This is a genomic window from Kitasatospora sp. NPDC085464 (assembly GCF_044541955.1).
Classification (GTDB): domain Bacteria; phylum Actinomycetota; class Actinomycetes; order Streptomycetales; family Streptomycetaceae; genus Kitasatospora.
This window is the reverse complement of sequence record NZ_JBITTM010000003.1, coordinates 214,263-227,145: the sequence shown is the minus strand read 5'-3', so window position 1 is coordinate 227,145 and position 12,883 is coordinate 214,263. Positions and strand designations below refer to the sequence as shown.

The 12,883-nt window shown below is 74.7% G+C and carries 6 protein-coding genes; 2 read left to right on the top strand and 4 right to left on the bottom strand.

The annotated features are described in order from the left end of the window. From ACIGG8_RS04215 to ACIGG8_RS04205, 3 genes are all read right to left on the bottom strand, one after another. Complete coding sequence (locus ACIGG8_RS04215; RefSeq protein WP_396545629.1) at window positions 1-948, bottom strand: hypothetical protein; 948 nt, start codon at window positions 946-948, stop codon at window positions 1-3. A gap of 134 nt (window positions 949-1,082) precedes the next feature. Beyond that, window positions 1,083-4,841 (bottom strand): hypothetical protein, encoded by a 3,759-nt coding sequence (locus ACIGG8_RS04210; protein ID WP_396545627.1) that lies wholly within the window; start codon window positions 4,839-4,841, stop codon window positions 1,083-1,085. Between the two features lie 3 nt (window positions 4,842-4,844). Further along, on the bottom strand, window positions 4,845-8,639 hold the full coding sequence (locus ACIGG8_RS04205) for a hypothetical protein (RefSeq protein WP_396545625.1): 3,795 nt from the start codon (window positions 8,637-8,639) through the stop codon (window positions 4,845-4,847). A 333-nt stretch (window positions 8,640-8,972) separates the two neighbouring features. Between ACIGG8_RS04205 and ACIGG8_RS04200 the strand changes: the two genes are divergently transcribed. Beyond that, window positions 8,973-9,830: a patatin-like phospholipase family protein gene (locus ACIGG8_RS04200; RefSeq protein ID WP_396545623.1), complete on the top strand. Its 858-nt coding sequence runs from the start codon at window positions 8,973-8,975 to the stop codon at window positions 9,828-9,830. Window positions 9,831-9,987: 157 nt separating this feature from the next. Next, entirely contained in the window at window positions 9,988-10,986 is a 999-nt protein-coding gene (locus tag ACIGG8_RS04195) for a 1-aminocyclopropane-1-carboxylate deaminase/D-cysteine desulfhydrase (RefSeq protein ID WP_396545621.1), read from the top strand. A gap of 304 nt (window positions 10,987-11,290) precedes the next feature. Here ACIGG8_RS04195 and ACIGG8_RS04190 read toward each other — a convergent pair whose 3' ends face one another. Further along, window positions 11,291-12,787 (bottom strand): APC family permease, encoded by a 1,497-nt coding sequence (locus ACIGG8_RS04190; protein WP_396545619.1) that lies wholly within the window; start codon window positions 12,785-12,787, stop codon window positions 11,291-11,293. Window positions 12,788-12,883: the final 96 nt, after the last annotated feature.

Here is a 12,883-nt window from a genome sequence, read left to right as displayed (position 1 = left end):
CTACCCCCGGCCCGGACCGGTCTCGGGGTCCTCGTTCCCGAGGGCGCTGTCCGCGAGGTCGGGCCGCTGGTCGGCCGGGATGAAGTGTTCGGCCGCCTCACCCAACCCCTGACCGGGTGTGGGGCGGACGAACTGGGGCGCGTGCGCTTCCAGCTCCTTGCCGACGTGGTCCTTGTGCTCCTTGTCCTTGACGTCCTTCTCCTTGTCCTTGCTCTCCTTCCCCTCCTTCGTCACCTTCCGCCGTTCACGCGTGAGCTGGACCGTCTTCTCTCCCGTGGCGGTGTCGTTGCAGTCAAGGGTGAAGTTCGCGGTCTCGGAGGGCGCGGTGAACTGGCCGCCGGAGGCGATCCTGATCACGATCTGACCGCAGGTGTTGGTGGCAAGGCTGGTGGGGAAGCTGTGCAGCAGGAACCCGGCGCCCATGTCCGTGTCGGCCGATCCGCCGAAGGTCAGCGTGCCCGGCCCGATGTTCGCGACGGGCACCACCTGGTCGGCCGTCGTCTCCAGCACGTTCACGTGCAGCGACGTGGCCATCTGGATCCGGGGCTGCCGGCCTTCCTCGATGGAATGGGCCGAAGTCCAGACGAAGCCGAGCTCCTGCGGGTCGTTGTTGGTGAGTCGCAGGTTCCAGGCGGAGACTCCGGGGTCGGAGATCTCCAGCTGCACCGTGAAGACGTCGCTGGCGTCCCGGGTCCAGGACGCGGTCGCGACGGTCTTGCCGGTCTCGTCGGGGACGGCCACCTCGGCGGGTTGCTGCGGTACGGCCGTGATCAGCCCCTGGCCGGCCCGGAGTTCGATGTCCGGTGCCCTGCCGCCCAGTGGCTGGCAGTTCGGCCCGACGGCCACCACGTGCAGGAACCACGTCGATGCCGCCGAGTCCACGGGGAAGGCGACCAGGCCGGTGGTGGCCTGCTTCGCGAGCCTGACCTGGCCGGTGCCGGGAAACATCTGGAATACCACCGTGATCGCCTTCTCTGTTCTCTGTTCTCTGTTCTCTGTTCTCTGTTCTCTGCTTCTCGGGCTTCTCTGGTTCTCCGGATCTCTCCGGTCGTCGGGTTGCGGCGGTCGCGGCCCCGGGAGGCTCACCACGTGCCGAGCGGAACGATGTCGAGGAACACCGGCCGTCCGGTCCCGTCGCCGCCGGCCGGGACGGGCTGGGTCTCGAACTCCCGGACGACCAGGCGCTGGGGCCGTTGCCCGGTGTCGGGGAGGCTGACGGGGGCCGTGTGCCCGAGGACGGCCGTGGTCGTCAGGACGGTGGACCAGCCCGCGACGTCGGCGGTCGCCGGCACGCCCGCGTCCAGGACCTGGAGTTCGGTCCGGACGGTGTTCCCCGCGCCACCGGGGCCGAGGCCGTCCAGGACCACGGTGGCCTGCCCGGGGCTGCGGGTGACCGTCAGCCGCCGGTCGGGCGGCAGCTGGACGGGGTCGGTCAGGGCCACCTGTGACACGGCCGGCACGTCGGTGACGGTGTGCGGCTGGTAGCGGGCCAGCGCGAGCCGGACGAACGGGAAGTAGGACGAGGACACCACCGGGGCGAGGTCGAGGTCGGCGTACCAGCGGTCCTCCTGGTCGTCGAACTCGACCTGGTACAGCCCGGCGTCGAGGACCCGCTGCAGCTCGGGGAGCGTCACCTGTGCCCACTGCGGTGCGTTGACCTGGGAGCGGGTGAGGGTGCCGGGCGGCGCCGCGGTCCCGCGGATCGGGTCGCGTCCGGCGACGCCGACGTAGCGCAGGGCCTCGGCGGGGGCCGGCGCGGTGGGGAAGGCGAGCAGTGCCAGGGCCTCGTCGTCGCCCGACGCGTACCAGGACCGTTCGAGGAAGACCCGCAGGCCGCCGCCGCGGCGCAGCCTGGTGAGCGAGCGCTGCCCGTCGACCGTCCGGCTCCAGCGGAACGTCGGCATGCCGTAGAGGAGTCGGGGTGCGGGGGGCCGGGCCGAGCTCGGCACGTCGGTGTCCGCGAGCGCTCCGGTGGCGAGGCAGGCGCCGGGATCGGCCGCGAGCAGGCGCCCGAAGCAGTCCTCGAAGCGGGACACCGCCGTGACGGTGTAGCTCACCTTGTGGTGGCGGGTGTCGCCGAACTCCTGGCGGATCACCGGGAGCGCGTCCTTCGGCGGCAGGTGCTGGACCTCGTACGAGCCGACGTGCGCCATCCGTTTGTGCACCGTCGGCGGGGCGGGCGGGGCGTCGTCGTGGTCGGACCACTCGGCGTGGAGGTCGATCCGCCCGGTACTGGGGATGTCGATGGCGAGGCCGTCCGTGCCGAGGACGGCGTCGTGGTCGCCGGGCTTGCGCTGGACGGTCAGCTGTCCGCCCGGGTCGGTCAGCGGCCGCTGCACCGCGTGGACCATGGTGACCGTGCGCGGCGGGGTGATCAGGCGGTTCTTCCCGTGCACGACGTCCTGGAAGGTCGCCGGGTTCACCGGGTCGACGCCCAGCCACAGGGCGATGCCGAGGTAGTTGACGTGCTCGTACGGCATGCAGGACGGGATGTCGAAGGTCACCTGCTCCGCGGGGCCGAGCCCGACCGAGAGGTGGCGGCGGTCGAGGTTCCGCACCGTGCAGCCGCTCGCGGCGGCCTCCAGCTTCACGGTCGCGGTCTGGCGGTCGGGCCAGTCGCCCTGCCAGACGGCGATCACCGACCGGTCGGAGGGGACGATGGGCCCGGGCTGCCCGTTGGGGCCCAGCGGCCGGGGCCGCGCGTTCAGGGCGATGAAGGCGCCGCTCGGGTCGGCCAGCCAGGGCAGCACCACGTCCGTCTCGGGCAGGGTGACGTACGGTGACGGAGCGCCGGATGCGGGGTCGGTTCCGACGGTCTGCGCACCCGGGACGTCGGTGAGCCCGCGGTCCGCCCGTTTGGCGGTCCCGAAGAGCCGGGTCACGTCGGCGGCGGACGCGGTGGGGCCGAGGGCCTGGTCGAAGGCGCCCTCGTACTGCAGGGCCAGGGCGAGCGAGCACTTCGGGGGCAGGAGGTGCCGCAGGTCGTAGGCGCGGTACCCGTGGTGGGCGGCGTAGTCGGCCACCGACACGCCGCGGTCGCTGCGGATGACCATGCGGTCCTGGCCGTCGCCGTCCTCGAACGCCCGGGTGGGCACGAGTTCCGGCGGGGGCAGCGGCTCGAAGCGCCGGTAGACGAGGTCGTCGCTCTGCTCCTCGACGGCGCCGACCTCCTCGGCGCGCAGGCCGCCTCCGGCCAGGTCGGCGATCCTGACCCGCAGCCGGTAGGAGCGGCCGAAGCGCAGCCGGGGCAGCGAGCCGAGGTCGCACGTCACGGCCGCGTCGAGGGCCGGGGCGGCCGCGGCCGGCCGGGTGTCGCCGGTGGCCACGATCCGCTCGGGCCGCTGGGCGACCAGGCTCCAGCCGTCCCAGCGGGCCACCGTCTGGTGGAGGTACAGCACGTCGGCCGGGCCGGCGCCGGTGGCCGCCCCGCCGGGCCTGAGGTACCCCTCGTCCGGCAGCCCCGCCACGGTGGCGGGCCCGAGCGGCACGCCGCCGACGGTGTAGTGCACCCGGCGCCGGCACAGCGAGTGCCACGTCCTGCTGGTGCCGTCGTACACGTCCAGCCGGTAGCCGCCGAGGAGGGAGTCCGCCAGCAGCGCGGACGCCTGCAGGCCGGACGGCGTCGCGCGCTGCCGGGCCCGCTGGAGCTGCTTGCCGTGCTCCGTCTCGCGGCTCCGGTCGACGAGCGCGAACCCCATCGAGTGCAGGGCGGGCAGCGCGCCGGGCGGAGCGGTGTCGGCGACGGACGGCGGCGCGGACGCGGCGTCCGAACGGGCGGCGCTCACGAGGCGCAGCGCGGCGCCGTCCACGTCGAAGGGCACGACCTCGAACCGGGCGTTCCCGGCGGGCGCGGCCTCGGCTCCGGTTCCCATGCCGGTTCCGGACAGGGGGAGCATCCCCTGGCTGAAGCCGGTGGAGGCCGGCCCGTCGACGGAGGCCGGCAGGAAGCGCGTCCCGTTCAGCGTGTAGGCGGTGCGCGGCGACAGGTCGGTCTGGGTGGCGCCGGTCCAGCCCGGCGGCGGGTTCGGGTCCGGGCTCGGCCATCGCGGCACCGCGCGCAGCTCCGCCGGGTCGGCTCCGCCCAGCCGGGAGGCCGGCACGGCGAGGTCCGTCAGCAGGCCGAGCGCGCGCAGCACGACGGGGTGGTCGGCGAGGTGCGCGACGGTGTCGTGGAACTCGCGCTCGGGCGGCGCCGCGAGACTCTCCGGCGGGCTGAACTCGGCGGCGCTGCGCCGGTAGAAGGCGTACGCCCGGGCGAGGGCCGGCTGGTCCTCGGCGGCGCGTGCCGCCCCGTCCCCGGCCGGCAGCAGGCCGGTCTGCCACAGGTCGGTGATCTCCCGCAGGGCGGCTCGGAGCCCGGCGTCGCCCTCCGGGGCCACGCCCCGGTGCACGGCGTGGGCCCGGGCGGTGGCGGTGTAGATGCCGCGGACCTCCGCGCCGGCCTCGCCCGTGGGGAACGCCCGGGTGTCCCGGCCGTCGTAGAACGCGGCCCGGTACGGTTCGACCAGCGTGCCGGCGCCGAACAGCGCCTGCCAGGCGGCGAGTTGCTCGGCGGACGAGAACCGCACGACCGTCCCGTCCAGCGCGGTGTACGGGACCGGCGACGCGGGCACGGACGTCCCGGCGCGGAATACGTCGAAGTGCAGGGCGGCGGACCGCTCCGGCCAGCGCTGCATCCCGAAGTCCGCCACCGTGAGCCGGCCCGTTCCCGGGCCGATCAGGCGCGGCGTCAGCAGCACCGAGAACACCGCCATCGGCTCGGACCCGGCGGCCGCCGGCGTCACCCGGCCGGCCGGGATCACCGTCCAGACGAACTGCCGCTCCAGGCCGGTCGACGACATGCGCTACTCCCCTGCGAACGCCTGGCAGTACGTCTGCCAGGGGAACGACGGCCCCTGCGGCCCCAGCGCCGCCTCGACCGACGACGGGTCCGGGCCGGCCGCCAGGGCCGGACCGGCGTGGGCCGCCGGTGCGGCGAGGTGCGAGGAGCCGCCGAAGCTCTTGTGGCACTCCAGCGTCACGGTCTTGGAGAAGAACGTCAGGTCCACCGTGATGACGAGCCTGGCCGAACCGCTCAGTACGTTGGTCTCGGTGTCGTACGTCAGGCTGAGCGTCAGCTCGATCGACACGCTGATCAGCCCCAGCACGGAGACGCTGCCGCCGATCCGCAGGTAGCCGGTGATCTCGGTGTCGCGGCCGTTCTTGGCGAAGACGACGCCGCCGAAGACGTGCACCTCCGCCGACGCGATGGCGAAGTCCATGGTGACGGCGGCGCCGAACTCGATCCCGCCGGTGAGCCGCTGCAGCCCGCTGTCCGGGCCCCCGGCGCCGATCCCGAGTTCCAGGTACCCGCCGCCGCCGAAGCCGGAGACCGTGACCAGGAACGGCTTCTCCCGGGTGCCGAAGGCGAAGTCCACCGCGATCGGCCGGTTGGTCAGCGACAGCGTGACCGCGATCCGGATGGTGAGGTTCTGCAGACTGAACACCATCAGGTCGGCGGTCGGCACGGCCAGGGTGTACGACGCCGTGATCGCCGTGGCCGACACGTCGATCCGCGGGCCGCCGCGCCCCGCCTGCGGGATCAGGTCCTGCAGGGTGCGCAGGAACTTCAGCGTCCCGTCGAGCTCCACGTCCGACAGGGTGACGTCGAGGTGCAGGCTCCGGCCGGCGTCGGCGGTGAAGACGACGGACGCGAAGGTGAGCGTGACGAGCGCGCCCGGGCCCTGCGCGGGGATCACCAGCCTGAAATTGTCGATCGTCCCGGTCGCGTGCATCTGCGGCTTGCCGCCGACCAGTTTCGCCAGCGCCTCGATGGACACCGACGACCCGGCGTCGGGGTAGAACGGCGCCAAGGCCTTCTCCAGCGGCTGGCGCCAGGTGAGCTTCGCGGACGGGGTGTCCGTCCCCTCGCCGAGCCACAGCAGCTTCGGCTGGTCCCTGACGACGGCGATCAGGTCGCGCAGCGGGACGACGCCGAACAATGTCGCGTCCGGGGCGAACAGCTTCGTGGGATCCTGCGGGAGCGCGTTTCCGACGGTGGGCCCGAGCGTGCGCGAGATCTGCGTCACGGTCATGTCGGGGGCGGCCAGCGACCCCGCGCGGGCCCCGGCCGCGCCGAAGTCGAGCGGCCTCGGGGTCACCAGGTCCAGCAGCGCCTCCGCCGGCGGCTGGCCCGGCGGGGTGTCGACGAGCGCCTTGGAGAGCGTCGCGGGCAGCGCCGGCAGCGGGCCCAGCAACTGGCGGGCCGCCGGCAGCCCCACGGCCAGCTGGGTCACCTGCGGGTAGAAGCCCACCCCGGTGGGGGAGTGCCCCGCGCCGAGCCCGCCGAAGGTCATCGACTGCACCTCCTGCACCGCGCCCGCCGCCGCCTCGGTCCGCGACACCATGGCGAGCGGGATACGGCTGCCGACGTCCGAGACCGGCCGCCCCGGGCTGGCGAAGGCGCCCGAACCGGGACCGCCGCCGTAGATCCCGTCGAGGGCCGCGGCGTGCGCGGCGTCGGCCGCCGCGTCCTCCACGAACAGCAGCGGCAGGTGCAGTTCCACCTCCTGCTGCCCCGCGCCGGCCCGGAGGGTGAACACCACGGGTCCACCGCTGCGCCGCGGCCAGAAGCACCGCGGGGCGCCGGGCGACGCGCCCAGGGGGATCCAGGAGGCGTCGTCCAGCTCCCAGGCCTGACCGGGGTCGATCGTGACCCGCTGGAAGGGGAACCGCCGCTCGTGCGAGCCGCCCGCGCCGATGCCGTAGTCGTCGCGGACGGGCTCGGTGACGATCAGGAAGCTCTGCCGGTGCAGCGCGGCCACGGCGGGGTCGGTGCCGTCGAACCGCCGGTCGGTCACCTCCACGTAGACCGCGCGGTGGCCGAACGGGAACAGCGCGCCGGTGGCGGCGACCTTGACGTGGAAGTCCCGGCCCAGCGCGGCGTCGTGGGCCCACTCCAGGTGGGGCCAGTGGGCGGAGGCGGAGAACCGGGCACCGTAGGCGCTCAGGATCAGCCGGTCGACCGCCACCGGGATGCCCGGGTTCTGGACCGCGGCCGCCACGATCTGGTCCAGCCAGGCGTCCAGGGGCGTGCCCAGGTTGGTACCGCCGGGGACGGCGCGCAGGGGGCGCGCCGTCAGCCCGCCGGCCGGGTCGTGGACCCGGCTGTGCCAGAGCTCGGTGCCGCCGCCGGCGCCGGTCGCGGGCCGGCTGCGGTGGGCGCAGCGCGGCTGCCCCTGCAGCGCGAGGACGAGGCGCCAGGGGAGTTCCAGCCGGGTCACCTCGTCCGCCGCCGAGGCCGCGGTGGTGACCAGGGGGAGGCGCTCCATCGCGTCGAGCAGGCCCTCCACGGTGAGGACGACCGGGTCCGGGCCGACGGCGAAGGACAGGGTGGACGGTCCGGAGAGGTAGCCCTGGGGCGGCATGCCGGACTCCACCACGGTCTCGGCCAGGTGCTGCGGGGGCACCTCCACGATCAGGCGGCCGCCGCCCGGGTCGGGCACCAGCTGCACCGTGCCGTCGGGCCGGGTCTGCTCGTGCAGGCCCCGGCCCCGGAGGGTCAGGGTGACGAGGTCGTCCGGGCGCAGCACGGCGTAACTGCCCGGGGCTGCGCTCGGGGCGGTGCCCGGCGCGCTGCCCGGCGCCGCGCCTGGTGTCGCGCTCGGCAGGTCGACCAGGTGCCACGCGGACCACGCGGTGTCGAACCGTCGGTGCATGAGTGCGGCCCCGGCCCAGACGGCGAGCACGTCGATCCGGCCCTCCCCGGACTCGACGGCGGTCAGCAGGGGAAGCCCGGTGTCGGGGGCGGAGAGGTCGCCGCCGAGGTGCTCCCAGCCGAGCCACGGCTCCAGGGCGGAGTGCCACAGGCCGCGGTCGCCGCCGAGGAAGACGTCGTGCTTCGTCGCGGCGATGCAGGTGGGGGAGCGGTCGAGCCCGTCGGGCAGCTCCCCGAGGTCCTCCCACGTCGGGGCTTCATAGGCCGGGGCCTCGTCGGCCGGCGGTCTGTTGCTCGGGGGTTCGTCGGCCGGTGGTTCGGTGGCCGCGAAGTGGCCGCGGAGCAGGCGCCGTTCGCGGGTGTCCGCGACCAGGAGCACTCCCCGCCCTGCCTCCGCCGCCGCTGCCTCCGCCACTGCGGCGACCAGCCCGGAGGCCCGGCCGCCGACGGGCAGCACGACCGCCCGGCCGGACGGACGCCAGTGCACGACCTCCCCGTCCGGCGCGCCCGTCCACAGGAGTACGTGGACGTCGCTGCCCCCGGTCGTCACGACGGTGAATCCGGTCGGCGCCGAACCCTGGGGGAGCACACCACGGGGCAGCACGCCGCATGACGTCCACTCCGGCCGGTCCCTGCCCCGCCCCTCGTCGTCCAGGCGCAGGCGTCGCAGGTCGCCCTCGGCGCCGAGGGCGAAGACCTCGACCGCGCCGCCCTCGACCGCCGTCGCGTCCAGCCAGCCGGATCCGAAGCCGGCGGGCGTCCCGGTAACCCCGGGACGCGGCTCCCCGGGCGAGGACCAGGGACTGCCGAGATTGCGCCACGCGCTCCAGGAGCCGTCGAACGTCCGGTGCCGCACCACGCCGTTCTGCGCGCCGACGAAGAGGTGCAGGTCGCCGTGCCCCGGGGAACACAGGGCCAGGGCCCGCGTCGAGTGATCTCGCATGGGGTGCCCCCAGCATCCGACCGGCGACGGTCGGGGGTGCCGCACCATCCGGCACCCGCCGGCCCTCGGTCTTTCCAGGCTATTCCTGCTTCGCCCACGCATCAACGTCGGTGACCGTGCGTAGGCTCACCGCCCGAACCGGCCCGTTCTTCCTGACAGACCGTAGCGGGACCGGCGTCGGTCGGGGGCGGACGGCCTCAGGTGCGGGTGCGGGTGCGGCCGGGGCCGTGCCCGCCGGTGCCGTGCCGCCCTCGTCCGGTGTACGCTCACCCGAGAGAGAAACGGGGAGTGTTCCCCGTTTCTTGTGGTCGGAGAGTCGGGGAGAGGAACGCCATGCGTGGGACGGCACTGGTACTGGGCGGCGGCGGACCGGTCGGCGGGGCGTGGCTGACCGGCGTGCTCGCGGGCCTCGCCGACGGCGGGATCGACCCGACCGCCGCCGACACCGTCATCGGCACCTCGGCCGGAGCCGTCTTCGGCGCCCGGCTCGTCTGCGGCGAAGCCGCCCGCGAGCTGTACGAACGTCAACTGGCCCGGCTCGACCGGGTCGAGATGGGCGTCACCGTCGCGCAGACCCTGCGCTACCTGTGGGCGGCCCTCGGCACCCGCGACCCGGAACGCTCCGTACGGCGCCTCGGCCACGCCGCCCTGACCGCCCGGCCGGCCCCCGCCCAGGACCTCCACGACACCGTGCGCACCCTGCTGCGCGACGCCACCGCCTGGCCCGCGCAGGCGCTGCGGATCACCGCCGTGGACGCGGAGACCGGACACGTCGAGGCCTTCGACGCGCACTCCGGGCTCGACCTCGTGGAGGCCGTCGCCGCCAGCTGCGCCGTCCCCCTGGTCTGGCCGCCCGCAGCCGCCCTCGGGCGGCGGTGGATCGACGGCGGCACCCGATCCACCGGCAACCTCCAACTCGCCGCCGGCCACCGGCAGGTGCTGGCCCTCTCGCCCGTCCCCGCGGCCGTCGGACCGCACCCCGGCGCCCGGCAACAGGCAGCGGAGCTCCGGGCCGCCGGCACCCACACCACCCTGATCACCCCGGACGCCGACGCCCGCCGTGCGATGGGACGCGACCTGACCGCCGACGGTCGGCGCCCGGCCGCCGCCCGGGCCGGCCACCGGCAGGGCGCGGCCCTCGCCGCCACGGTCGCCCGCACCTGGCCGGTGCAGGGCACGGCCGGAGGCTGAGTGGCGGTCAGGGCGGGCTGACCGCCGCTCACCCGTCGTGTGCCGGCCCGCAGCCCGGGCAGCCGCCGGGTCGTCACCGACCGCCGTCGGTACCGGAAACCGGCCCGGGCCGTCCCGGCACTGGGCAACGGCCCGGTGCTGCCCTACCGTCGGCCCCATGACGCCTCCCCTGCTCCACCGGTGCTGGCCGGAGCTGACCGGGACGCTGCCGTACCTCCGGCTGGGTGACGCGCCGACTCCGGTGCGCCCGCTGGCCGGGCTCGGCTGCCGGTCCGCGGTGTGGCTGAAGGACGAGAGCGGGTACGGGCGCGGCGGCTGGGGCGGGAACAAGGTCCGCAAGCTGGAGTGGCTGCTGCCCGAGGCCCGCCGCCGGGGTGCCCGCACTGTCCTCACCGTCGGCGGGCTCGGCACCAACTGGGGCCTCGCGGCCGCCCTCTACGGCCGCGAACTGGGCCTCGACGTCGCCCTCGGCCTGATCGACCATCCGGTCGACGACCACGTCCGCGCCCAGCTGCGGCGGCTGCGCGCCAGCGGCGCGAGGCTGCACTTCCTGCACACCAGGACCCGGCTGGTCCTCGCCGCGCCGTGGCTGTTCGTCCGGCACGCGCACGGCCTCACCCCGCCCTACTTCCTCCCGGCAGGCGGGTCCTCGCCGCTCGGGGCGCTCGGGTACGTCGAGTGCGCGCTCGAACTGGCCGGGCAGGTGGCGGACGGCCTGCTGCCGGAGCCCGGATGGATCGTGACGGCGGTCGGCTCGGGCGGTACCGCGGCCGGTCTGGCGCTGGGGCTGCGGCTGGCCGGTCTGCGCACTCGGGTGCTGGGCGTCGTGGTCAACGACACCCTCCGGCTGGACGGTCCGACGCTCACCGCGCTGGCCCGGAAGTCGCTGGCGCTGCTCCGGGCCCGGGGCGCCCGCCTGCCGGGGGCGGAGCCCGGCCCGGCGGACGTGGTCACGGATTACGGCTGGCTCGGCGCCGGCTACGCCCACCCCACCGCACCGGGGGCGGCGGCGCTCGACCGGGCGGCGTCCGGGGCGGGCCTGGAACTGGAGCAGACGTACACCGCCAAGGCGCTGGCGGCGCTGCTGGAACTGGACGCCGCCGGGCGGTTCGGCGGGGAGCCCGTGGTCTTCCTCAACACCTTCGGCCCCAGGTAGCCGCCTGACGCCCGATGCCCGTCGGCGCGGCGAAACGGCCGGCAGAACGCGGACGAGGCCCGGCACCCGTAGGGGCGCCGGACCTCGTCCGACTGTGGAGCGCCAGGCCCGGGTCGCACGGACTCTTCCTACTGAAAGTAGGACGTGCTCTGGTAGCACCGCTGACGCCTGACGAGGAATGATCTCCCTCGCGACGAGAAGAACATTAGCAGGTCATCGGCCTTCTGATCGACCGCCACCGCCACCGCCACCACCGCCATCGCCCCGGGCGGGGGTGGCGGCGGCGGGAGCCGGCGCGAGCCGGCTACAGGACGGCGGGCGCGAGCTCGTCGCCCAGCGGCCGGTCCCGGTCGATGTCGCCCATGCGGCGGTCGGGTCGGCGCACGAGCAGGTAGGCGAGGCCGGCGAGGGTGACGGTGGCGACGCCCAGCGGTGCCGCCCAGATCTGGTACCAGGGCGCCCCGGCCGGGGCGAGGGCGGCGCGCGGCCAGCAGATGTTGACCAGCTCGAAGCCGGTCCACAGCACCGCGAGCAGGTTGACGGGGGTGCCGAGGCGCCCGTACCCGACCGCGCCGGCGGGCGTCCAGGAGCCGCGCAGGCGGGCGGCCAGGGCGACGAGGCAGATCAGGAAGAACGGTGCGAAGATCGCCGCGCTGCCGAAGGTCATCAGGCTGCCGATGGCCGAGGTGCTCAGGCCCAGCGGCAGGGCGGCGCAGCTGATCAGCGTCGCCGCGACCAGGCCGCCGATCGGCGCCCGGCGCCCGTTGACCCTGCGGACCTGGCGCGAGAACGGGAAGACGCCGTCGCGGGCGAGGGAGTAGAGCCCGCGCGCCGCGCCGCCCTGGGAGGCCATCAGGCACGCGGTGAAGCTGATCAGGACGACGAGGACGAAGGGCTTGTCGGCCCAGCCGCCGAACGCGTGGGTGACGGCGGTGGTCACCGGGTCCAGGTCCTGGCCGGAGACGACGTCGGCGGGGCTCGGGTGCGCCAGCTCGACCGAGACCGCGTTCAGGATGACCACGAGCCCGACGCTCAGCAGGGACCACCACATCGCCCGCGGCACCTGCCGGGCCGCGTCCTTGGTCTCCTCCGCCGTCGACACGCAGGCGTCGAACCCGACGAACGCCCACCCCGCGATGGCCAGGGCGGCGAGCAGCGCGCCGGTGCCGCCGATGCCGCGCCCGGTGGGCGCGTGCAGGAAGTCGGTCAGCAGCGAGAGGCCGTGCTGCCGGAAGACCAGCAGCAGGGTGAAGCCCACGAGGACGGAGGCGACCGCCTCGGCGGCGATGCCGAGGCTGACGAACCGGCGCAGGAGGTCGATGCCGTAGGCGTTGACCAGGGTGCACAAGAGCACGAACCCGACCGCGACGAGCACCTGCTCGGTGGGCGTCGGGACGGCGCCGAAGAGCGCGAAGAGCCAGGGCGAGGCGAGGTAGGCGACGGTGGTGTTGCCGAACATCACCGCGAACTGCCACATCCAGCCGGTCAGCCAGGCGAAGGCCGGGTCGGCCAGCCGCCGGCCCCACTGGTAGGCGCCGCCGGCCAGCGGCCACTGGGAGGCGAGCTCCGAGTAGACGGCCACGACCAGGCACTGCCCGAGCAGGCACAGCGGCAGCGCCCAGACCCAGGCGCCGCCGGCCACGCTCATGCCGACCTGCACGGCGGCGTACAGCCCGACGACGGGGCTGACCACGGCGAAGCCCATGGAGACGTTGCCGAGGACGCTCAGGCTGCGTCTGAGCTCCTGGCGGTAGCCGAGCGCGGCCAGCGTGTCGTCATCGGACGGGGTGTTCTCGGCCATGCGGTGCGCCCTCCTGATAAAACTAACTTTGTTAGCAACCGCTGCTGGTCTGGCACGATAGCCGCAGGAAACGCAGAGCGGAAGAGGGGATTCCCC